General features: G+C 60.5%; 25 protein-coding genes. All 25 read left to right on the plus strand.

Annotated features, from left to right (window positions below; translation table 11 throughout):
* The first annotated feature begins 2 nt into the window (after positions 1-2).
* Complete coding sequence (locus DCN14_RS01840) at positions 3-278, plus strand: gpW family protein (protein WP_240327236.1); 276 nt, start codon at positions 3-5, stop codon at positions 276-278.
* The gene (locus tag DCN14_RS01845) at positions 275-1930 is read left to right on the plus strand and encodes a phage portal protein (protein ID WP_096507940.1); all 1656 of its coding nucleotides are present in this window, start codon (positions 275-277) and stop codon (positions 1928-1930) included. The genes DCN14_RS01840 and DCN14_RS01845 overlap by 4 nt, the downstream gene beginning before the upstream one ends.
* A 28-nt stretch (positions 1931-1958) precedes the next feature.
* Positions 1959-2855, plus strand: coding sequence for a S49 family peptidase (locus DCN14_RS01850; protein WP_096507939.1), 897 nt, complete (start codon positions 1959-1961; stop codon positions 2853-2855).
* Positions 2856-2876: 21 nt separating this feature from the next.
* On the plus strand, positions 2877-3464 hold the full coding sequence (locus tag DCN14_RS01855; RefSeq protein WP_096507938.1) for a hypothetical protein: 588 nt from the start codon (positions 2877-2879) through the stop codon (positions 3462-3464).
* A 27-nt stretch (positions 3465-3491) separates the two neighbouring features.
* A complete protein-coding gene (locus tag DCN14_RS01860; RefSeq protein WP_096507937.1) occupies positions 3492-3905 on the plus strand; it encodes a head decoration protein in 414 nt (137 codons plus the stop codon).
* Between the two features lie 73 nt (positions 3906-3978).
* Entirely contained in the window at positions 3979-5025 is a 1047-nt protein-coding gene (locus DCN14_RS01865) for a major capsid protein (protein ID WP_096507936.1), read from the plus strand.
* 8 nt (positions 5026-5033) lie between these two features.
* Positions 5034-5270 carry a hypothetical protein gene (locus tag DCN14_RS01870; protein ID WP_096507935.1) on the plus strand — a complete coding sequence of 79 codons (237 nt, stop codon included), beginning with the start codon at positions 5034-5036 and terminating at the stop codon, positions 5268-5270.
* Positions 5271-5273: 3 nt separating this feature from the next.
* Positions 5274-5618, plus strand: coding sequence for a hypothetical protein (locus tag DCN14_RS01875; RefSeq protein ID WP_096507934.1), 345 nt, complete (start codon positions 5274-5276; stop codon positions 5616-5618).
* Positions 5611-6213, plus strand: coding sequence for a hypothetical protein (locus DCN14_RS01880; RefSeq protein ID WP_096507933.1), 603 nt, complete (start codon positions 5611-5613; stop codon positions 6211-6213). Before DCN14_RS01875 ends, DCN14_RS01880 begins: the two co-directional genes overlap by 8 nt.
* A 12-nt stretch (positions 6214-6225) precedes the next feature.
* Positions 6226-6405, plus strand: coding sequence for a DUF2635 domain-containing protein (locus tag DCN14_RS01885; protein WP_096507932.1), 180 nt, complete (start codon positions 6226-6228; stop codon positions 6403-6405).
* 101 nt (positions 6406-6506) lie between these two features.
* Complete coding sequence (locus DCN14_RS01890) at positions 6507-7892, plus strand: phage tail sheath subtilisin-like domain-containing protein (RefSeq protein ID WP_240327237.1); 1386 nt, start codon at positions 6507-6509, stop codon at positions 7890-7892.
* A gap of 69 nt (positions 7893-7961) precedes the next feature.
* A complete protein-coding gene (locus tag DCN14_RS01895; RefSeq protein WP_096507930.1) occupies positions 7962-8336 on the plus strand; it encodes a phage tail tube protein in 375 nt (124 codons plus the stop codon).
* A gap of 3 nt (positions 8337-8339) precedes the next feature.
* Positions 8340-8900, plus strand: coding sequence for a phage tail assembly protein (locus tag DCN14_RS01900; protein WP_096507929.1), 561 nt, complete (start codon positions 8340-8342; stop codon positions 8898-8900).
* 163 nt (positions 8901-9063) lie between these two features.
* The gene (locus tag DCN14_RS01905) at positions 9064-10488 is read left to right on the plus strand and encodes a DNA circularization N-terminal domain-containing protein (RefSeq protein WP_096507928.1); all 1425 of its coding nucleotides are present in this window, start codon (positions 9064-9066) and stop codon (positions 10486-10488) included.
* Between the two features lie 16 nt (positions 10489-10504).
* Positions 10505-12058, plus strand: a complete 1554-nt coding sequence (locus tag DCN14_RS01910; protein WP_096507927.1) for a phage tail tip lysozyme — start codon at positions 10505-10507, stop codon at positions 12056-12058.
* A complete protein-coding gene (locus tag DCN14_RS01915) occupies positions 12058-13200 on the plus strand; it encodes a phage baseplate assembly protein (RefSeq protein ID WP_096507926.1) in 1143 nt (380 codons plus the stop codon). Before DCN14_RS01910 ends, DCN14_RS01915 begins: the two co-directional genes overlap by 1 nt.
* Complete coding sequence (locus DCN14_RS01920; protein ID WP_240327238.1) at positions 13200-13763, plus strand: phage baseplate assembly protein V; 564 nt, start codon at positions 13200-13202, stop codon at positions 13761-13763. The genes DCN14_RS01915 and DCN14_RS01920 overlap by 1 nt, the downstream gene beginning before the upstream one ends.
* 3 nt (positions 13764-13766) lie before the next feature.
* Positions 13767-14213 (plus strand): phage GP46 family protein, encoded by a 447-nt coding sequence (locus DCN14_RS01925; RefSeq protein ID WP_096507925.1) that lies wholly within the window; start codon positions 13767-13769, stop codon positions 14211-14213.
* 34 nt (positions 14214-14247) lie between these two features.
* Complete coding sequence (locus DCN14_RS01930; protein ID WP_240327239.1) at positions 14248-15378, plus strand: baseplate J/gp47 family protein; 1131 nt, start codon at positions 14248-14250, stop codon at positions 15376-15378.
* Positions 15379-15384: 6 nt separating this feature from the next.
* The gene (locus tag DCN14_RS01935; protein WP_096507923.1) at positions 15385-16071 is read left to right on the plus strand and encodes a putative phage tail protein; all 687 of its coding nucleotides are present in this window, start codon (positions 15385-15387) and stop codon (positions 16069-16071) included.
* Positions 16072-16901: 830 nt separating this feature from the next.
* On the plus strand, positions 16902-17216 hold the full coding sequence (locus DCN14_RS37790; RefSeq protein WP_143331718.1) for a hypothetical protein: 315 nt from the start codon (positions 16902-16904) through the stop codon (positions 17214-17216).
* A gap of 52 nt (positions 17217-17268) precedes the next feature.
* Complete coding sequence (locus DCN14_RS01945; protein ID WP_096507922.1) at positions 17269-19050, plus strand: SGNH/GDSL hydrolase family protein; 1782 nt, start codon at positions 17269-17271, stop codon at positions 19048-19050.
* Between the two features lie 14 nt (positions 19051-19064).
* A complete protein-coding gene (locus DCN14_RS37795) occupies positions 19065-19826 on the plus strand; it encodes a hypothetical protein (RefSeq protein ID WP_143331717.1) in 762 nt (253 codons plus the stop codon).
* Positions 19827-19898: 72 nt separating this feature from the next.
* Positions 19899-20327, plus strand: a complete 429-nt coding sequence (locus DCN14_RS38550; protein WP_240327240.1) for a hypothetical protein — start codon at positions 19899-19901, stop codon at positions 20325-20327.
* A complete protein-coding gene (locus DCN14_RS01955; RefSeq protein WP_240327241.1) occupies positions 20324-20899 on the plus strand; it encodes a glycoside hydrolase family 19 protein in 576 nt (191 codons plus the stop codon). Before DCN14_RS38550 ends, DCN14_RS01955 begins: the two co-directional genes overlap by 4 nt.
* Positions 20900-20922 lie beyond the last annotated feature (23 nt).

The following is a 20922-nucleotide window of genomic DNA, read 5'->3' on the forward strand; positions in this document are numbered from 1 at the left end:
TTTTGAGTTGCTTCGACCCGAATAGCAGCTTGCTGGCAGGGATGGACCAGTCCGCGTTGCGAGCCTCGCTTGCCGAGGCACAGCGCGTCTATATCCAGCTCTCGACGGGGGCGCAGGAGGAATCACTCTCCTATACACAAGGTGACGGCACGCGTTCCGTTACCTACACCCGAGCGAACCTTGCGCAGCTTGCGGCAGCGATTCAGCTGATGCAGGCGCAGCTTGGTATTGTTAAGAGCCCGCGACGGGCGATGCGAATTTCATTCACACGGCGATGACTGAATCGAACGTACGAATCCTTGGCTCGGATGGGAATCCATTGCCGATGTCGAGGGGGCGTGCGCGCGCGCTCAACGGCAGTTACAACGGGTACAGCAGCCATACCGCATACGATGCGGCCGACATGTACGGCCAGCATATGCGAGATTGGAATCCGGTGCTGTGGTCGCCGGATGGCGAACTCAACCCGTATCGAGATCGAATCGTGTCGCGCGTGCGCGACCTGGTTCGAAACGATGGGTGGGCATCAGCTGCCGTTACTCGAACGCTCGACAACGTCATCGGCGCTGACTTCAGGCCGATGTGCAAGCCGGACTATCGGGCGCTCGCGGTTCAGACAGGGCTGAAAACGTTCGATCATGTGTGGGCCGACGAATTTGGTCGTGCGCTCGAGGCGGCTTGGCGCACATGGTCGGAAGATCCGTCGCGATTCTGCGATGCACAGCGGAAGCTGACTATTCCGCAGATGATGCACCTCGCATTCCGCCACAAGGTGGTCGACGGTGATGCGCTCGGGATGCTGCACTGGATGCCGGATCGTCTCCCGCGCGGCGCACGCTATGCGACGGTGTTGCAGCTGATCGATCCTGATCGGCTGTCGAACCCTCAGCAGAATTTCGACCGCCAGACGATGCGGGGCGGTGTCGAGGTCGACGACTTCGGTGCTGCGATCGCGTATCACATTCGGAAGGCGCACCAGGGAGACTGGTTCAGCGGCGGCCGGCAGGTGACGTGGGAGCGGATTCCAGCCGAAACGGACTGGGGCCGACCGATCGTAGTCCACGACTACGATTTCGATCGAGCCAGTCAGCATCGCGGGGGCGCGGGCATCCTGACGCCCGTGCTCCAACGTCTCAAGATGCTGATCAAGTACGACGGGACTGAACTGGACGCGGCGATTATCAACGCGATTTTCGGCGCATACGTTACGAGCCCGTTCGACAAGCAGTTGGTCGGCGAAGCGTTGGGAGATGGCGAAGAAGAGACCGTCAATGGGTACCAGGACGCCCGAGCTGAGTTTCACGACAAGAACAATTTGCGGTTGGGTGGCGCCCGACTGCCGATCCTTTTCCCAGGCGAAAGCATCAATACGGTCTCGGCATCGCGGCCCGCTGGCAATTTCGCCGAATTCGAAAACGCGATGCTGCGCAATGTCGCAGCTGGTACGGGGATGTCTGCACAACAGATCTCGCAGAACTGGGCGGATGTGAACTACAGCTCGTACCGGGCAGCCGCGCTCGAGGCGTGGAAGACGTTCGATCGTCGTAGGCGCGACTTCGGTCGCGGCTTCGGTCAGCCGATTCTCTGCGCCTTCGCGGAAGAAGCGATGGAAGTCGACAGCTTGCCTCTACCGGCCGGCGCGCCGGAATTCAACATGGCGCGCGCGGCCTATGCGCGTGCTTGGTGGATTGGCCCCGGCCGCGGCTATGTGGACCCGCTGAAGGAACGCCAGGGGGCCGCGCTCGGCATCGAGTCCGGTTTCTCGACGCTTGAGGACGAATCGGCGGAGGTGTCCGGCACCGACTGGCGCGACAACGTCGACCAGCGTGCTATCGAGATCGACTACTACCGAAAGCGCAACGTGCCTATCCCGTCGACGCTTCAGGGTGTGGGCGCTGACGCGGTCACGAAGGAGCCTGAGGCGCAGTGACGCGGCTGAGTATTTGAATGGAGAGAACATGACAGGCCGTTTCGCCCATCTGAGCCAGCGGCTCTTCAACACGCCGGTCGCGATCAAGCAAGACAAGGCCGAGGTGATCATGGCGGCGCTCGCCGAGCGCCTCGGGATCGCGCAGCTGACGCGCCTGGATGGATCGCCGATCCGGCCGATGGCCTTCGGGGCATGGGATGACGAGTATGAGTCGGACACGCGCCGCGGGCGCGTGATCGATCCCGGCTACGACATGGTCGGCGACTCGCCGATCGCGATGATCGGCGTTCAAGGGACGCTCGTGCAGAAGCTCGGGACGCTGCGCCCGTACTCGGGCATGACCGGCTATGACGGATTGCGGCAGAGCATTTTGACCGCGCATGCAGACCCGGGCGTCGAAGCGATTGTGCTCGACATCGACTCACCGGGCGGCGAGGTAGCTGGCTGCTTTGACCTGGTCGATACGATCTACGCGCTGCGCAGCGACAAGCCGGTCTGGGCGATTCTGTCCGAATCGGCCTATTCGGCCGCATATGCGATTGCCAGCGCTGCTGATCGGATCATCGTGCCGCGAACTGGTGGCGTCGGTTCGATCGGCGTGATCACGATGCATGTCGATTGGTCGAAAGCGCTGACCGCTGCCGGTGTTGCCGTGACGTTCATAACATACGGCGACCGGAAGGCTGATTTCCATCCGGAGATCCCATTGTCGCCCGAAGCGCTCGCGGCCGCTCAGGCAGACATCAACACCATGGGCGAACTGTTCGTGAACACCGTCGCCCGCAACCGGAATCTCGCACCCGCCGCGGTGCGTGAGACGCAGGCCGCCTGCTTCATGGGCGAGAACGGCGTGAGCCGTGGACTTGCGGATGCAGTTATGGCGCCCGATGCGGCGCTCATGGCCTTGCTGGACGAGCTGGCCTAAACCACCTGTAAGAGGATACTGATGAGCTTGAAAAAGACCCTTGCGGGCGTGGCGCCGTTCGCCCACCTGCTGAGCCGCGCCGGCGCCGCCCGGGCTGAGAGCGAAGACGACGAGCGCAAGCAGCGCGAGAACGAATCCGACGACGAGTACGCGAAGCGCATGGAGGAGCTCGACGAGAAGGAGCGCGCCGAGCAGGAAGAGCGCGAGCGCGAAGAAGCGCGTGCCCGTGGTGAAGGCAACGACGTCGACGGCGACGATACCGAAGCCCAAGACGGCGATGACGAGACCGACGACGCGAAGAAGGCAGCCCGTGCTGCCGAGCGTGCACGTTGTGCCCGCATCATCGCGCATGGCATCGCCAACGGGAATGTCGAGCAGGCCGCGGTGTTCGCATTCAACACAAAGATGTCGTCGGCAACGGCGGCCCAAGCGCTCGGCGCAGCAAAGGCGGTAGCGCCGCAAGCCAAGCCGGTCGCTCGCCGTCCGTCGCTCGACGAGCGCATGGCGTATGTGCGTGCGCCGAACCCGGGCAATGACACGCAGGCTGCTGCGCCGACGCTCGCAGAACAAATCATCGCGGCCGGTAAGATGCGCCGCGGCGAGAAGTAATTCCCCCGCAACCAAGGAGATTTTCAGATGACTCTGCCTGTCACCCAGGTCGGGGAGAACCCCCAAGTGCCGTCGATTTCGGCGCAGACCTTCATTCCCGATCAGCTCATCGCCGGCCCGAAGCAGATCGTCACGCGCAACGCGACGATCACTGGTGGTCCGTTTGTGCGCGGCACGGTTCTCGGGATCATCACCGCGAGCGGCAAGTTCACGGTCTCGACGTCGGCTGCAGCTGATGGCAGCCAGAACCCCGCGGCTATCCTCGCAGATTACGCGGATGGCAGCGCAGCAGACGTGACGGCCGGCGTGTTCCTCGAGGGCGAATTCAACATTAACGCTGTCACGCTCGGCGCCGGCATCACGTCGACCGCAGCGCGCGATGCGCTTCGGCCGCTAGGCATCCACCTCAAGACCTCGGTCACGGCAGCCGACCCGAGCTAACACCAACCTGATCCAGTGAAAGCCCCGCCGCGAGTGGGGCTTTTTCATTTGGGGCCTCAACTCGGAGAGTGCAATGGCCGGAAATCTGATTTACGACACCAATACCCTGATTCAGGTCGTCTCGAACCTGAAGATGGCGCAGAGCTTCCTGCTCGACAAGTTCTTCACGAACATGATCACGGCGGATTCGGAATTCGTCTCGATCGACGTGGACGTCGGCAAGCGCCGCATGTCGCCGTTCTGCTCGCCGCTCGTCGAGGGCAAGCTCGTCGAGAGCCGGCGCTACCAGACGAACACGTTCAAGCCGCCGTACATCAAGGACAAGCGTGCCCCGGACCTGCGCAAGCCGGTTCGCCGCATGATCGGTGAGCGCATCGGCGGCGAAATCACGCCGGAAGTGCGCGAGCAGATGAACCTCGAGTTCGAACTGAACGACCAGATCGACATGCTGACGCGCCGTCTCGAATGGATGGCGGCACAGGTGCTATTGACCGGTACGCTCACCGTCTCCGGGGAGGGCTTCCCGACCACCGTTATCGACTTCGGCCGTGACGGCTCGCTGACGGTGGCGCTCACTGGTGGCGCGCAATGGACGCAGGCCAACATCACCGCCGGTACGGCTTCGCCGACGACGGTCATCGAAACGTGGCAACAGGCGATCCTGAAGTCGTCGGGCGCAAACGTGACCGACATCGTCTTCACGCCGAAGGCGTGGAACGGCTTCAAGCTGGATCCGGTTCTCAAGGGCGCGCAGTTCTATCCGAATCTCGCATCGTTCGGCAACGCGATCGACCTCGGTGCGCGCAACGAGCGTGGTGCCGTTCACAAAGGCCGTTGGGGTCAATTCGACCTCTGGCTCTACAACGACTGGTTCGTCGACGACAACAACATCGAGCAGCCGATGCTGCCCGATGGCTCGCTGATCATGTCGGGACCGGATCTCGATGGTACGCGCGCGTTCGGGATGATCGAAGACCCCGCGTTCAACTACGCGTCGCTGCCGTTCGCCCCGAAGACGTGGCTGAAGGATGATCCGGCGCAACGCTTCCTGATGATGCAATCGGCCCCCGTCATCATCCCGAGCCGCGTGAATGCTGCGCTGGCCGCGACTGTCGCGTGAGGTGAGTGATGGCAGAAAAGCTCATCGAAGCAATGGTGGCGCGCGGGCGCTCGATCCACGATCAGGTGAAGGAGGGCGAGCCGCCCGTCATCAAGCGAACCGGGGAGACGGTGCGACTGCCGGAGTCCGAGGTTAAGCGCTTGCGCGATCTCGGGTATCTCGTGCCGGAGAAGGTGGAGGCGCCCGCAGAGCCGGACGGCGTCCAAGTCAGCGGCGGCCAAGCCTCCATCACGCGAATCGGGTGATCCATGGAATGGGACGACGTGGTCGATGCGAAGATCCTTTCGCCGCTGCAGCGCCATTTCGGCACGGCTATCACGTACCAGCCTGCGGCTGGTGTCCCTTTCCCGATCACCGGGATCTACGACAAGGCTTTCTTCGGGGTTGACCCGACGACAGGAGAGTCGGTCGTTACGAACCAGCCAACCGTGGGCCTTCAGCTATCGCAATTCGATGGTCATGCTGCGCCGCTGCAGGGCGACCAGCTGACGATCTTGCGGACCGGAGAGGTCTGGGAGGTTCGGGAAGTCCATCCGGACGGACATGGCGCCGCACGCCTGATGCTCAACGTACCAGGACAAACCGATGTCTGATCAAACTGCGCGCGCGCAATACCGCCTGGTGTTGCTCTCCGTGCTCGGCACGATCTCCGGCGTGAATCTCTATTCGCCGGGCGACTGGAACGTGACGGCATCGAAACTGCCGGCGATAAAGCTTCGGTACGGGGTCGAGGAGAAGCGGTCGAAGGGCGTCACAGGCCAAACCGCATTCGACACGGTCAGCGTTTTCGAAATGCGCGTCGAGGTGTCGGCGGAATCTGGGCCAAAGGCTTTGCTTGCGCTTGAAGCGATTCAGGCGGGCATCGAGGCTGCGATCTTCAAGAGCATCCCGCTGCGCGCGCTGACACAGGATTTTCCGATGATGCGCACGCAGACTGCGGTGCAGGCAGACGGCGAGACGCATATCGGCGGGCTGCATATCGAGCTCGGTGTGACGATGTACGAGACGTTCTATCCCGATGTGACGGCACTGCTCAACGAGATCGATCTGACGGCCGATCTGGTGAATGTCGCCGATCCGACTGGGACATATCCGAATCCGCCGTTCCCCGGCGCCGTTACGCCGGCGCCGCGTACTGAAGGCCCCGACGGCCGCGCAGAAGGCTTCGTCAAAGCCACATTCCCCTAAAAGGAGCGACGAATGATCGTCAAACCTGCACCGGGCCTCAAGGTGAGGCACCCGGTCACGAAGCAATTCCTGCCGGACGAAGGTATCGAAGTGCCGGACGGCGACATTTTCTGGACGCGCGTAGCTGGCGACGGTGACGTCGAGATTTCGCCGTCGATTCCGACTGAAGTGCTTGGAGGTGACAAGCAATGACAGTGCCTTTCAAGCAGATTCCGCAGAACGTCCGGACACCGTTGTTCTTCGCGGAAATCGACAATTCTCGCGCGAATACCGCGGTGACGAATCAGCGCGCGTTGCTGATCGGTCCGATGACGACTGGTGCCGCGACGGCGAACATTCCGTTGCTGTCGGCTGGCACCGGTGACGCGAATACGCAATTCGGCGCGAACTCTATCCTCGCGTTGATGGCGGCGCAGTACCGCCAGAATGACCAGTTCGGCGAGTTGTGGTGTCTGCCCATCGCGGATGCGGTCGGCGCAGTGGCCGCTACGGGTTCCATCGCGTTCACCGTAGCGCCGACGGCCAACGGCACGATCTCGCTCTATATCGCGGACCAACTGGTCTCTGTGCCGGTGACGCAAGGCATGACGACGGCGCAGATCGCGACGGCTGTCGCGGCAGCGATCAACCTGATCCCGTCGATGCCGGCCACCGCCGCGGCGACGACGAGTACCGTGACCCTGACGGCCGACAACAAGGGGCTCGTCGGCAACGACATCGACATTCGCTTCAACAAGCAGGGTGCTGCGGGCGGTGAAGTGCTGCCGACGGGCCTGGCCGCGACGATCACCGCGATGGCGTCCGGTGCGACGAATCCGACGCTCACGACGGCCCTCGGCAATTTGCTCGACATGCCGTTCGATTTCATCGCCTGCGCGTTCACGGACACGACGTCGATGGATGCCATCAAGGCATTCCTCAACGATTCGACGGGGCGCTGGAGCTGGCAGCAGCAGGTTTTCGGGCATGCCTTCTATGCCTATCGCGGCACCTGGGGAAGTCTGACGACGTTCGGCACTGCGCGGAACAACCAGCACGAGACCGTGATGGGGTTCAACGATTCGCCGACGCCGTCGTGGCAATGGGCGGCGGCAGTAGCCGCGGTGACTGCAGTCAGCGTTCGTGCTGACCCGGGCATTCCGATGCAGACGGTGGCGCTCACCGGAATCTCAGCGCCTCCGCTGCAGTCGCGCTTCAACCTGAGCCAGCGCAATACGTTGCTGTACGACGGCGTTTCGACCTTCACGGTTGCCGATGATGGAACGGTCGCGATCGAGAACCTGATCACGACGTACCAGACGAACGCATTCGGGCAGCCGGACAACAGCTATCTCGAGATCGAAACGATGTTCCTGCTCGCGTACGTGCTGCGGCGGCTGCGGACTCTTGTGACGTCGAAGTACGCGCGCGTGAAGCTTGCGGCCGACGGAACGCGCTTCGCGCCGGGTTCCGCGATCGTGACGCCGAAGATCATCAAGGCCGATCAGATCGCGGAATATCGCCAGATGGAGTACGAGGGCTACGTCCAAGGCAGCGACATCTTCGCGCAGGCGTTGATCGTTGAACAGAACGCCTCGAACCCGAACCGAGTCGACGTGCTCTGGCCCGGGACTCTGATCAACCAGCTTCGGATCTTTGCGCTCCTGGCGCAATTCCGTTTGTCGACGAACCAGACCTGATCGGCTCTGCGTCTCACGGCAATGCGCCGCCCCTAACCGGGCGGCGTTTCTATTTCTGGAGAGCCATCTATGGCGAACAACACGGGGCTCATCGCCGGTACCGCATACCTGACCGCCGATGGGGTGAACTATCAGGTCGAAGGTGAGCTGAAGTACGATGTCGGCAGCGTCACGCGCGAGTCGAAATCCGGGCAGGACACGGTGCACGGCTTCAGTGAAATGCCGAAGGCGCCGTATATCAGCGCTTCGATTCGTGACTCGGGCGGCCTGAGCCTTGCCGCGTTCAATGCGATGCGCAGTGTCACGCTCGTCCTCGAACTCGCGAACGGAAAGACGGTGATTGGCCGCAACATGTGGACGACCGAGGCGCAGGAAGTCGATACGACGGAAGCGAAGTTCACGTGCCGCTGGGAAGGTCTCCAGGGCGCCGTCACGGAGCAGTGATCGATGAGCGATACGAAAACCATCGTCCTGCGCAAGCCGCTGGCATACGGAAAGGGTGCGGACGAAAAGACCGTCACCGAGATCACGCTTCGCGAGCCGCTGGCTGGAGACTATGAATCGGCCGAGCGCTCGGCTGGCGTGTTCGGTACGTCAATCGCACTTGTCGCGATCATCAGTGGCGTCCCGGTCGATGTGATCGACCAGATGTACGGTAGCCAGATCGATGAGGCGGAAGACTTCATCGCCTCGTTCGGGCACGACGCCGCACGAAATCCGACGGCCAGCCCCGACGAGCTCGTTTTGACGCTCTCGCAGCCGGTGCGGCTGACGACTGACGACAGTCCGCTCAATATCGCGTCGCTGACGCTGTGCGAGCCGACGAACCGGCAGAAGCGGAAAGCAGCCGAGGCGGGCGGCCCGTTCGCCGGTGCCGTCGCCATGATCAGCATGATCGGGAAGGTGCCGAAGAGCGCGGTGCGCGGGCTGTGTGCACGCGACTTCCTCGAGGCAATCGGCTATTTCAACGGTTTTCAGGTTCGGCGGTCACCGGACTCGGACGACTGATCGCCGAAAGAACCTCGATCGCTGAATGGTGGGATGACCGTCTAGCCGAGCTGACGCACATGATGCGGTGGCCTCCGGATGCGGTCGAGGACATGACTGAAACCGAGACATTCCGCTGGCTTGAGCGAGCGCGTCGCCTCGGCAAGAGGATTGGGGTGAGTTCATGAATTTCGGAGATGCCGCAGGTGCTGTCCTCGGTGCCACGTCGGGAATTTCCAGTCTCGCGAATTCGCTCGCGGCCCGGTTGGGTGGCTCAGTTGGATCATATTTCGACCAGCTTCGCCCTGCGTCTTTTCGGGGCGTCTCGTTCGTCTCGCTGGGCGGGAGCTCGTCGTTCGGACGGCGAAAGCAGCCGCATGAATATCCCCAGCGTGACGAGCCGTGGGTAGAGGACCTCGGGCGAGGAACTCGGCGAATCCGGATGCTCGGCTTCGTCATTGGCGACAACGTCATCGCACAACGCGACGTCATGATCGCCGCATGCGAGGCCGCGGGCGATGGCGAGCTCGTACATCCGACGCTCGGCCGGCGTACCGTGAGCCTCATGGATTTCCGGAGCGTCGAGCACTGGGAGCATGGCCGGTATTTTGAATTCCAGTTCGAGTTCATCGAGGGCGGCCCGAGGACGTATCCGACGGCCGAAACGGCGACGCTTGAATCGGTTCTGAATTCGGTGACGGGGCTCAACGTGGCTGCCGCACTGGATTTCGCAAAGACCGCGCTGAGCGCCGTCTCATATGGCGCAGCTGTGCTCGGCAGCATCGTGAATACCGCAGTTGGCTGGTACACGTTCGCGACCAGCCTGGTCGGCGATGCCCGGAACCTGTTTCAACTCCTCTTTAGCTTGCCGGGTGATTTCGGGCGGCTATTTGGTAGTGCGACGACGCCGACCTTTAGTCGCGGTCCGAACGCTCCAGCGCCTTCTGGAATGACGGTTCAGTCGCTCATTGAAAGTGCGGCTATGGCGAGGGCGAATGTGAGTGCGGCTGCGGCCATATTGGATGCAGCCGCCCGAAGCTTTAGCGCATCGACGGTCGACGGCTTCACTGAAGCGGTGCAGGGCATGACGAGTGCCGTGCTTGCGGCCACGAATGACCCGAGCGACTCGGTGCGCTTGTTGGCCGCGCTCGCAACGTTTTCGCCGGCGAAAGACACGACGACATCAGTTATCGGGATGGCGATGGGGAATGTCGAGGGTGCATGCGCAGACTTGTTTCGTCGCACCTCAATCGGAGCAGTCGCGCAAGCCTCGACCGCCTATCAGCCGAGCTCGAGCGACGATGCAGCTCAGATTCGAGATTTCGTTACTGGATTGATCGATGCGGAGATGGTGATCGCCGGCGATAGCGGTGCGGACCAAACATATGAGGCCCTGTCTGCGTTGCGTGCGGCTGTCGTCGCGGATCTCAACAGGAGGGGGGCGGCGCTTTCGTCGATCAAAGCATTCGAGTTTGCGCAATCGGTTCCGTCTCTGGCGCTTGCGACCCGAATTTACCGAGATCCGACACGGGCCGACGAGTTGGTATCCCAGGCGAATCCTATCCACCCCGCCTTCATGCCGACCAAGTTTAAGGCGTTAGCGAATTAAGAACTGAGCCGGGGCTATGGCGAGCAAAATTTCGATCGCGATCACCGCGAATAACCAGGCATCCGGCCCGATCGGGAAGGTTCAGAACAGCCTGGCAAAGCTGCAGGCGCAAGCGAAAAAGGGCGCCCTCAGCAATATCGGGCGATCCATTTCGCTCGGGCTTACCTCGAACAGTGGCGCGATCTCCGAGATTGCGAGCTTTGTTGGAAAGGCGGGGATCATCGGCGGTGTGACAGCGCTGACGATGAAAATCGCGCAGATGGAATCGCAATGGGCATCGTCGGTGCGCTCGATGAACAATCTCGGGATTCGGACCGGGTTGCCGACGACAACAGCCTACGGCGTTCAGTATGCAGGGCGCCTTGCAGGGTTGTCTCCCGAGCAGGCGAATGCAGGTATCGAGCAAGTTCGGCAGTCGTACAGCGATGCACTGAACAACCGTAACCCGGAGGCGCTCAAGCGCTTTCAGGCCGCCGGCATCTCCACGAACCCGGCGCGCCTGGATTCCATCGAGACAGTGCTCACGAAGCTGGCGGCCTATTCGGAAACGCTGCGCAAGCAGGGCAAGTATGGAGGTGCGCAGAACTTCCTCAATGCTGCCGGCGCGGGATCGCTGATCGACTTCTTGAATCGAGGACCCGGCCAAGTTGCGGCGGATCTGCAGGCCGCGAAAGCCTATGTTCCGACTGAGCAGGATATTCAGCGCGCCCGCGAGTATGCGGACGCATCAGCGAAACTGAGTATCACCTACGACCGTCTGAAGACGACGGTTCTGAGCGACTTGGAGCCGGCCCTCAACTCGATACTCAACGGGATCCAGTTCTTCTTCGACGCCGCGAGCGGGCGAAGCCGCCCGCAGGCTCAGCCGAACAGCTCGGATAGCACCGAGCAGCGGATCTGGGATGGGTTTGAGCGATTTGGGAATTCGTTGCGCGGCCGCGGGCCGTACACGATGGATCAGCTGAACACCAAGACCTCGGTCGGCAACGGGTCGCAACTCGAGCAGGCGCGCTCGATGGTCGAGTGGTACATGAACCACGGGGCGGACCGCTCACTTGCTATCGGCATGGCAGCGCAAGCCCATCGTGAAAGCAGCTTTGATCCACGTGCACAGAACGAAAGCGGCCATGTTGGTTATTTCCAGTGGGGAAAGGAGCGGCAAAAGATCTACCAGCAGACCTTCGGTCGCCCGCTTTCGCTCGCCACCCCTGAAGAGCAAATGGGGTATTCGCTATGGGAATTGAAGAACACGGAGTCCCGGGCCGGGCGAGCGATTATGGATACGCAAGATGTGGGCGAGAAATCGGCGCGGATCTCGTCTCTGTACGAACGGCACGGTGATCCCGTCGAAGATCAGCGTCGAGCGGCAATTGCGCGACAACTGGATACCGAGCTCGGACCGGCAACCGGTGAGCCGGGGAAGGTCCGCATCGAGATTGTGCACAAGAACCCGCCAGCTGGCACGAGCGCGAATGTGACTTCGTCTCCGAATGTGGAGGCGGACATGAAGACCGATCGACAACAAGCGCCGCTTGGCGATCAATACGCATATTCACCGGGCAATTTCTGATGTCGAACGCAGACCGTATCGTCGATGCCGTGGGCGCGAAGCCCGCAGCAGACGAAGTGCGCGTTCTCTTGACGCAGGACGGACTTTCGCTGACAGGCTGGAAAAGCGTACGGATAACGCGTTCGATCGAATTCGCCACGTCATCGTTTGATCTGACCTGTTCGGCCGATGCGAACACGCTCAAACTCGTATCGAAAGAGGGTGCGCCGATCAAGGTTTCGATCGGTGATGACGTTGTCCTGACGGGCTATGTCGAAACGATCGAGTCGATCATGACGCCGCGGACACATGACGTCCGGATTTCGGGGCGCGGGAAGCTGGCCGATCTGATCGATTGCTCGTGCCGTATCGACAAAATTAATGCGAACACGAAGCTGCTGGAACTTTGCACAGCAATCGCCCAGCCGTATTCCGTGAAGGTCTCGATTGCTGACGACGCAACGCAGAAATTGCTTGATCAGATTCCGGTGCTGCCGCGACAGCTCGTCAGCATCACCGAAACAGCGTGGGAAGTCATCGAGCGTTATGCCCGGTACTGCGGCGTTCTCGTCTACGAGGGCGCTGGCGGAGAGCTGGTGATCTCGACGGCTGGCACTGAAGAGGGCGATTCAGGAGTTGCGCTCGGCGAGAACATTGAGGCCATCGTTTGCACGAAAACGACGCTGGGCACGTTCAGTACGTTCAATGCCGTTTTGAGTGCATACAGCATGGGTGCTGACGACGAGGGCGTCGAGAATCTCCCTGTTGTTACCGTCATCGCGAAAAGCACAGCGGGAAGGCTTAGACCGACTTACTTCGTGTCGGAGCAGAGCGCGACGGACCGCCAGTTCGTCGAAAAGCGGGTGAACTGGATGGCGTCGCGTGCGTATGGCCGATCACGGCGTGTTCGCACCATGGTTGACAACTGGCGCGATGCGGATGGCGTTCCGTGGACACCGAACATCAATTACCCAGTGTCGGCCGGCGCAGTAGGCGTTCCCGATGGGACGATGCTCCTGCTCGCGGAAGTGTCGTACATCCTCAATGAAAACGGCACGCATGCCGAACTCGTGTTCGGGCCGAGGCAAGGGTTCCTGCCCGAGCCGGTTGCGCTCGATACGCTGCCAATGGACGAATCGATTCAAACGCCCGCGGAGGGATAGTGCTTGATCAGCTCAACAGGCTCGCGCGCCGGATTCTCCTGATGATGGCGCGCGGCACGATCACGCTCGTCGACGATTCGCAGAAGGTGCAGACTCTTCAGGTTCGCGTGAACGGGTTGGAGCTGCTTCCGGACATTCCGCGCTTTGCGGAATACGGATACACGTCAAATCCGCCAGCTGGCACCCAGGCCATCATCGGCTCGAAAAACGGCGATCGTAATGATGGAATCGTGATCGCTACGTCGAACGCTAAATACCGTCTTGTTGGGTTGTCGACTGGCGAGGTCGCGATTCATGATGACAAGGGGCAGTCGGTGTATCTCTCGGGGAGTGGGATTGTGGTGAATGGCGGTGGCAATCCGATCACGTTGACGAACACCCCAAAAATTCGAGCTGAGACTGCACTGCTTGAATGCACCGGCGACATCGTCGACAACTGCGATACGACGGGCCGAAGCATGGCCGGTGATCGGGTGATCTTCAACGGCCACAATCACCAGGTGAAGAACGTGCAAGGCGGCAGCAGCACGGTCATATCCGAAGTGCCGACACAGCGGGAGTGATGCATGTCAGACATCACTGTAATTTGGGACGTCGACAACAGTCGCGGCGACTGGGAGTTTGTCGCCCCGGCTCTGGTAACTGGAAATGATCTTCAGAGCGCGGTCCTGATCAGTCTCTTCACCGATCGCATTTGCAACCCAGACGATGCAATTCCCGATGGGACAGGTGATCCGCGAGGATGGTGGGGTGATGTCGGCGAGGATAAGCCGATAGGCTCCCGTCTCTGGCTCCTAGACCGCTCGAAGCAGACGCAAGAAGTTTTGAACGACGCTCGCGACTACATCCTCGAAGCTCTCCAGTGGCTCGTCGATGATGGTGTGGTCGCAAGTATCGATGCGCAGACGCAATGGGTGCGAGACACATTTCTTGGCGCTCAGATTGCCCTGTATCAACCCGACGGCCCGCAGATCTCGATGACGTATGCGTGGGCCTGGAAACAGCTCTCCTGACATGCCATTCCAACGAAAATCACTTTCGACTCTGATGTCGGAAGTGGCAGCGGACATTTCGTCATCGCTGCAGGGCGCAGATGCATTGCTGCGATTTGCTGTGCTTCGCGTGATCGGGAAGATTCAAGCGGGGATGTCAAACCTTCAGTTTGGCTATCTGGACTGGATCTCGAAGATGTCCGTTCCTTTTACGGCTGAAGACGAATATCTCGAAGGTTGGGCTGCGTTGAAGAAGGTGTATCGCAAAGCGGCTTCGAAAGCGCAGTTGACGGCGAGTTTCACCGGGACGCCTGGAAAGGTGTTGAGCGCCGGCACGGCAGTAGTTCGCGGTGACGGTGTGTCATATACCACGTCGACAACCGGAACCGTTGGGCCTGGTGGAGACGTTACCGTCACGATCGTAGCCGACATTGCAGGGGCATCGGGAAACGCCGACCCGGGAACGGCTGTTTCGCTAGGCGCAGCTGTGGATGGAATTCTCACATCAGGAGCTATCGCCAGTAACGTATCGTCCGGCGCTGACATTGAGGAGAACGATAGTCTGCGCGAACGTATGCTGGAGGCGTATCAAAATTCGCCGCAAGGCGGGGATGTCGACGACTATGTTGGGTGGGCGAAAGATGTTGCAGGGGTGACGCGTGCCTGGTGTTCGCCGAACGGTTTCGGCGCCGGTACCGTTGTCGTCTATACGATGTGGGATGAAGCCGAAGCAGTCCACGGCGGTTTTCCCCAGGGAGCCGATGGTATCTCACAGTTTGATCAGGGGCCCGGAGGTATCCCGCGCGGGACGGTTGCGACAGGCGATCAATTGGTTGTGGCGGATTCCATCGTCAAGGTTCAACCGGTAACGGCTCTGGTGTATTCGTGCTCGCCGATCGCGAACAATCTGACTATCACACTTTCGGGTTTGATGGGGGCTACGACGGCAACGCGTCAGGCCATTGCTGCTGCGATCTCGGACGTGCTTTTCCGAAATGGAGACCCCCGATCAGGGACGGTCAATCGAGATGATATTTCCGCGGCCATACGCTCTGTTTCCGGTACCAGTGGGTTCCTGGTCGACCTGATTCAAGGTGTCGTGGGTACGACTACGACGACGTATCCCGGGAACATCACCAGTGGGGTCGGGCAGATCCCGGTTCTTGCGAACGTGCTCTACGTATGAGGTGTCATGTTTGCACCGAACTTTACTGCGGCTGACTTCCTTCGCGCGCTTCAAGGGCTGATGCCTCGCGGCAGGATATGGCCGCGTGCCAGCGATGCCGTTCAGACGAAAGTCCTTGGAGGTATCGCGCCAAGTTATGAGCGTCAGACGGCGCGAGCCAACTATTTGCTCGTCGATGCATTCCCAGCCACGACTCTTGAGCTTCTTCCAGAATGGGAAAGCAGCCTTGGGCTTCCCGATGCATGCGCCGGGCCGTCACCGACGATCAGCGCTCGCCGAAATCAGGTAGTCGCCCGATTCATCAACCAGGGTGGCCAATCAGTCGCGTTCTTCTATGAGCAACTGTCGGCGTTGGGTTATCCGGCAATCATCGAGCAATACCAGCCATTTCGGATGGGGCAGTCATCCATGACTGGGTCGCTAGGCAGTCAAGATTGGGCCCATACATGGGCCGTCTGGGTGCCAATAGAGAGTGTCAGTCAATTCCGTATGGGCGAGTCCTATATGGGTGAACCCCTTCAAAGTTGGGGGAATGCTGTCCTCGAATGCGAATTGAATTCGATGAAGCCAGCGCAAACCATTCTGCAATTTAGATATTCAGTGGATCTCTACGATCTGCTTGGCCCATATGGCGCAGCGTATCTCGACAATGTCGTGAACGTGCAACTGCCTGACTCATTGAGCAACGGTTAAACGACTAGGAGTATCGATGTATCAATACGATGATCCGACAGTGGTCGGAACGATGCCCCCTCCGGCCGATGCCGGCACTCCAGGGTTTTTCTCCGACGGGAATCCTGCAACGGGCGCGCCTCCGACGGTGCTCCGGTCAGATTTCATGAATGCGGTGATGATGGAGCTGCTGAACGTGTTATCGGCGGCCGGAATCTCCCCAGATAAGACGAAGCAGAACCAATTGGCGCAGGCGATCGGAGTTTCGGCTGAAAGAACTGCTGCGTCTCGGTTTGCGCGTTTCACTAGCAGCGGTTCGTGGACTGTACCGGTTGGTGTGACGCAGGTATGGCTGTCTGGGTGTGCCGGTGGTGGCGGGGGCGGCAATGGCGGAGCCGCGTCATCGGGAGGAACGGCAGGTTGGTCTGGCGGTGGTGGTGGCGGTGGCGCGGGTCAGCCAGCTATCAGGCAGCCTGTCGCAGTGGTTCCAGGGTCAACGGTCACGATCACGATCGGGGCGGCCGGAGCAGGCGCATCTGTCAGTGGAAGTGGCAGCGGGAATGCTGGCGCAACTGGCGGAAACACTGTCATCAGCGGTTCTGGTTGGAACGGCGGAGTGGCAACGACCTTGGCAGGCGGTAGCGGTGGTGGCGGAGGCGGCTTTACATCTGCCGCGGGGTCGAATGCGACCGGAGGCGGTCCTGGGTCTGGGTTTCCATCGGGGGGCTACGGCAATGATGCCACGAATGGGAATGCCACAGGCGCTGGTGGTACCGGGGCTTCGGGACCATTTGGCGGCGGCGGTGCAGCTGCACGCTCGGCTACGTCTGGGGTTGCTGGCCTAGCTGCGTATGGATATGGCGCAGGCGGTGGTGGTGGATCGGGCGTTTACAACAGCGGCGCCGGTAATGGCGGGGCTGGCGGTAATGCAGTGCAGGGATTTGTGTTGTTCGAATGGTGATGATATGGCAACTGGAAACTACGCTCTTATCGAAAATGGCGTCGTCGCGAACGTGATTGTTTGGGATGGCAATACTGACGTATCTGATAGTGGATGGGAGCCGCCATCAGGGGCGTTGGTAGTTGAGATCACATATCCGGTGGAGATTGGTTGGGCTGCGGCACAGCAGTCGGACGGATCATGGGCATTTTCCCCTCCCGCATAACGAAAAAATATCTCCAGCCGCCTTCGGGCGGCTTTTTTATGCCTAAGTAAATATGACCTATTCTAGCCTCCCCGATGCAGTAGCGGGATTTCAGGATAACGCCGGACGGGTGGATGCATTTGCGAACGGCGGCCCGGATGATGCATACACAACGACGGACGGCCGACAGGTCCCATCGCTGTCAAAGTTCATCGGAGACAATCAGGCAAACATCGATGAGGCGGCAGCATCGGTCCCGATCGTCAATGGACTCGCTGCAGCAGCATCTGCAAGTGCTTCCGCGGCGAGCTCGGCTCGCGATGCGGCATTGATTCAGTCAGGCGTATATATCGATGAGCCGACTGGTCGTGCGGCCGTCACCGACGGTCAGGCATTCAAGGTACAGGGCAGTGGAGATGTTGCAGCGTATGAATATCGGCGTGTCGATGCATCTACGTCGGTGCTCATCGCGCAGTATCCGAGCACCGCATTCATCGACGAAAACTTCAATATCAATCCCTTTCTTGCCGACTATGTGCCTGTTGTGGTCGACGACCAAGGAAACGTGGCGGTTCATCTGGAGGGCGGGAAACTCGGCGCCGCGAATGGGCTTTCAGACGACCTGATGGCGGGGATCGTAGGAAGACCGTATTTCGATGGGTTGTTCAGCAGCAACCCGTTCGATGCTGACTTCTTTCCCGTTATCGCCGACGGTAGTGGGAATGTCGTTCTCTGGTTTGACAGTGGATTGCTGTGCGCTCGCGGTCTTTCCAGCGATCTGTTGCCTCCTACGATCGTTGCAGCTCCGCCATCGACGCCAGGATATTCGCTCTATAGCTGGCGGGCGAAACTTGCGGCCATCCTCGGCGGCAATGGCATCGCCAAGGTCGTGTTTACGGGAGATTCGTGGACGGAACACCTCAACGAGACGGCCACGGCCCTTTCTCAGGCTCTCTATACGGCATATGGGCAATCGGGAAATGGCTGGGTCAGTGTCCATGCCGATGAGCCCGGCGGGATCAGCCAACTGCTCAACGGCGCAACGCTGGTCAAGTCGTCCGGATGGACGCTCTATGACATGGATCCGGCGAATTCGAATTCTCTGGATGGTCATGCAGTGTATGCAACGGGTACGACCGACACGATCACGATCTCGGGGCTGAAGACTCAGGCGCTGAAGTGGTATTACAAGGACGATAGCGGGACCTTCCGATATACGGTCGACGGCGGCTCGCCCGTGACAGTCGCGGGCGGCGGCACTGGGACGCTCAAATCCATCGCGATCTCTGGATTGGCTGACGCAACACATTCGATCGTCTTCGACCTGGTCGGCAACGCTGGAACGGTCACCATGTATGGGGGCTATGCGACACGCACGGCGTCCGGAGTCGAGTTCAGCAAGGCCGGCAACGGAGGGTCGACGACAACGCAGTGGGGGCCGGTCAGCCCGATGTCTGCTTCGTACATCAGCGAGATCAATCCTGACGTGATCGTGATCATCCTGGGCACGAACGATTCCCGTCAAAGCGTCAGCAACGCAACATTCAAGCAGCAGCTCAATGTCGTGTTGACGGCATATCGCAGCGCGGCTCCGAACGCTGCAATTGTGCTCGTGGCGCCGCCGCCGAACGGCGACGCATCAAGCGTTCCTGCACTGCTCACGTCGTATCGAGATGCGATGAATGAGCTCGCTCAGTCTGTTGCAAATGTCGAACTCCTGAATCTGTATGCGTTCTTGCCCGGCTACTCGGTAACGCAGCCGATGGGGCTCTGGGGTGATGCTTTGCACCTGTCGGCCGCAGGTGGCCGAGTCGTGTCTGGCCTGTTGATGAACAAATTTCTCAAAGCTATTTAATCGGGGAGGGCTGCATGGGTGCGGTCATCAAAATTGCAGGAACACTTCCGGCGGGCGCATATCCGAAAATCGGTCTCTTCCTGGCGTTGCCCGCCGGTCAGTTGCTCGAGGGATGGCGTAACAAGCCCAGCAGCGTCACACGCGACGCAACCACGGCAGCAGTATCGGCATGGGCCGGGCAGAACGGAGGTTCGGCAACGCAAACCACCGTTGCAAATCAGCCGGTGTACGGATCGACAGCGATCAACAACATGCCAGGGATCACGTTCCCGGGCGGAAGTTCGATGCTGAATACGTCGCTGTCGCTTCCCGGAACGGGCTACATGGTCGTCGGGATCCAGAACAACTCTCCGACGGCGGGAGCTGTGACGCAGGGATTGATCGGCAGCGAGGATTCCTCGACATCCCGAATCTGGCTCGCGAGAAAGGCGACGGCGTCAGGTGATCAATTCGGGGTTGTGATCGGCAACGTATCGATTTCGAACGGTGGGTTGAGCCCAACGGTATTGCCGTTCGGTGGCCGGCACGTCGTAGGAGTCTACTGGACGCCCACGACATTCTCTCTGCGGGTCGACGGCGTTCAAGTTGCCGGCGGAGCACAAAGCGGTCCGGTGCCGACTTCGAATCCTTCGATTGGAAGTCATACCGCGCCATCATCGAACCCGTTCTTAGGTGCTGAATGCGTGATGGGCGTGGCAGCGTTTTATACCGGAGCGCTCACGGCTTCGCAGCTCGCTCAAATTGATTCTGTAATCGCGGGACGCATCGGTAACTGATTGCAAATACCAAACGCCTGCAAGTAGGGCCGAGAGCCGCCTTCGGGCGGTTTTTTCATTTCCGGGGGATAGATGGCCGATACCGCAACGGCGCGTACGCGCGTCGAGGAGCGCCTGCGAGCGGGCGATCGACGCTTTTCGAAACTGGAGCAGCGGATCGATGAAAGTGATGAGCAGGTGAAGGCTCATCTGCAGCAACAGGATCAACACCTCCAGCGACAGGACGAGAAGATCGACACGCTCGTCGCCGAGATGGCCGACCTCCGAACGGACACGAAATCCATTCAGGCGAATACGCAATCGATGGTCGACACGTGGGAGGGCGGTGCGCGTGCGGTGCGCGCGTTGTGCCGTCTCGCCGACGCGTGGCGATTCCTCATCAGGCACGTCGCCGGCCCGACGCTCGCGTTCAGCACGATCGGCGTGATCGTCTTTCGCTACGTGCGGCACGAACCAATTCCCGACTGGGCAAACGCTGTCGTGAAACTGCTTCTGGGATGACCGTGACACCACAAACTCTTTCCTCCGCGTTGCAGATTCCGCTCGCGCGCGCGACTCCATGGGCCGATCCACTCTCGGCCGCGATGGCGCTGTACGCGATCGACTCTCCGGTGCGGCAGGCCGCGTTTCTCGCACAGTGCGGGCACGAGTCGGGGCGCCTTCAGTGGCTCCGGGAGATCTGGGGGCCGACGCCCGCGCAACGTGCATACGAGCCGCCGGCCGCCAAGGCGAAGGAACTCGGTAACGCGCAGGCCGGGGATGGCTTGCGGTACCGCGGCGGCGGCCTGCTACAGATCACCGGCCGTTACAACTTCCGTGTGATGGGACAGAAGATCGGCATCGACCTCGAGGGCAACCCCGACCTGATCGCGCAGCCGAGCGTCGCGGCCGAAGCGTCCGCTCAGTTCTGGGCAGACAACGCTCTGAGTGCATTCGCAGACGCGGGAGACTTCCTGTCGATTAGTCGCGCGATCAATCTGGGCAATCCGCGCTCGGTGGCGACGCCGAACGGTATGTCCGACCGCCTAGCGCTCTGGAATTCCTGCAAGGCGGCGCTTGGCCTCGCATCTTAATCCGCCGCACCCGCGGCATTTTC

It is taken from the genome of Burkholderia sp. IDO3 (assembly GCF_003366075.1).
Classification (GTDB): Bacteria; Pseudomonadota; Gammaproteobacteria; order Burkholderiales; family Burkholderiaceae; genus Burkholderia; species Burkholderia anthina.

What these genes read in the sequence shown, in the direction of transcription:
- DCN14_RS01845 (WP_096507940.1), top strand. Translation starts at nt 275, where the DNA reads ATGACTGAATCGAACGTACGAATCCTTGGCTCGGATGGGAATCCATTG.
- DCN14_RS01850 (WP_096507939.1), top strand. Translation starts at nt 1,959, where the DNA reads ATGACAGGCCGTTTCGCCCATCTGAGCCAGCGGCTCTTCAACACGCCG.
- DCN14_RS01855 (WP_096507938.1), top strand. Translation starts at nt 2,877, where the DNA reads ATGAGCTTGAAAAAGACCCTTGCGGGCGTGGCGCCGTTCGCCCACCTG.
- DCN14_RS01860 (WP_096507937.1), top strand. Translation starts at nt 3,492, where the DNA reads ATGACTCTGCCTGTCACCCAGGTCGGGGAGAACCCCCAAGTGCCGTCG.
- DCN14_RS01865 (WP_096507936.1), top strand. Translation starts at nt 3,979, where the DNA reads ATGGCCGGAAATCTGATTTACGACACCAATACCCTGATTCAGGTCGTC.
- DCN14_RS01870 (WP_096507935.1), top strand. Translation starts at nt 5,034, where the DNA reads ATGGCAGAAAAGCTCATCGAAGCAATGGTGGCGCGCGGGCGCTCGATC.
- DCN14_RS01875 (WP_096507934.1), top strand. Translation starts at nt 5,274, where the DNA reads ATGGAATGGGACGACGTGGTCGATGCGAAGATCCTTTCGCCGCTGCAG.
- DCN14_RS01880 (WP_096507933.1), top strand. Translation starts at nt 5,611, where the DNA reads ATGTCTGATCAAACTGCGCGCGCGCAATACCGCCTGGTGTTGCTCTCC.
- DCN14_RS01885 (WP_096507932.1), top strand. Translation starts at nt 6,226, where the DNA reads ATGATCGTCAAACCTGCACCGGGCCTCAAGGTGAGGCACCCGGTCACG.
- DCN14_RS01895 (WP_096507930.1), top strand. Translation starts at nt 7,962, where the DNA reads ATGGCGAACAACACGGGGCTCATCGCCGGTACCGCATACCTGACCGCC.
- DCN14_RS01900 (WP_096507929.1), top strand. Translation starts at nt 8,340, where the DNA reads ATGAGCGATACGAAAACCATCGTCCTGCGCAAGCCGCTGGCATACGGA.
- DCN14_RS01905 (WP_096507928.1), top strand. Translation starts at nt 9,064, where the DNA reads ATGAATTTCGGAGATGCCGCAGGTGCTGTCCTCGGTGCCACGTCGGGA.
- DCN14_RS01910 (WP_096507927.1), top strand. Translation starts at nt 10,505, where the DNA reads ATGGCGAGCAAAATTTCGATCGCGATCACCGCGAATAACCAGGCATCC.
- DCN14_RS01915 (WP_096507926.1), top strand. Translation starts at nt 12,058, where the DNA reads ATGTCGAACGCAGACCGTATCGTCGATGCCGTGGGCGCGAAGCCCGCA.
- DCN14_RS01925 (WP_096507925.1), top strand. Translation starts at nt 13,767, where the DNA reads ATGTCAGACATCACTGTAATTTGGGACGTCGACAACAGTCGCGGCGAC.
- DCN14_RS01930 (WP_240327239.1), top strand. Translation starts at nt 14,248, where the DNA reads ATGTCGGAAGTGGCAGCGGACATTTCGTCATCGCTGCAGGGCGCAGAT.
- DCN14_RS01935 (WP_096507923.1), top strand. Translation starts at nt 15,385, where the DNA reads ATGTTTGCACCGAACTTTACTGCGGCTGACTTCCTTCGCGCGCTTCAA.
- DCN14_RS37790 (WP_143331718.1), top strand. Translation starts at nt 16,902, where the DNA reads ATGGATATGGCGCAGGCGGTGGTGGTGGATCGGGCGTTTACAACAGCG.
- DCN14_RS01945 (WP_096507922.1), top strand. Translation starts at nt 17,269, where the DNA reads ATGACCTATTCTAGCCTCCCCGATGCAGTAGCGGGATTTCAGGATAAC.
- DCN14_RS37795 (WP_143331717.1), top strand. Translation starts at nt 19,065, where the DNA reads ATGGGTGCGGTCATCAAAATTGCAGGAACACTTCCGGCGGGCGCATAT.
- DCN14_RS38550 (WP_240327240.1), top strand. Translation starts at nt 19,899, where the DNA reads ATGGCCGATACCGCAACGGCGCGTACGCGCGTCGAGGAGCGCCTGCGA.
- DCN14_RS01955 (WP_240327241.1), top strand. Translation starts at nt 20,324, where the DNA reads ATGACCGTGACACCACAAACTCTTTCCTCCGCGTTGCAGATTCCGCTC.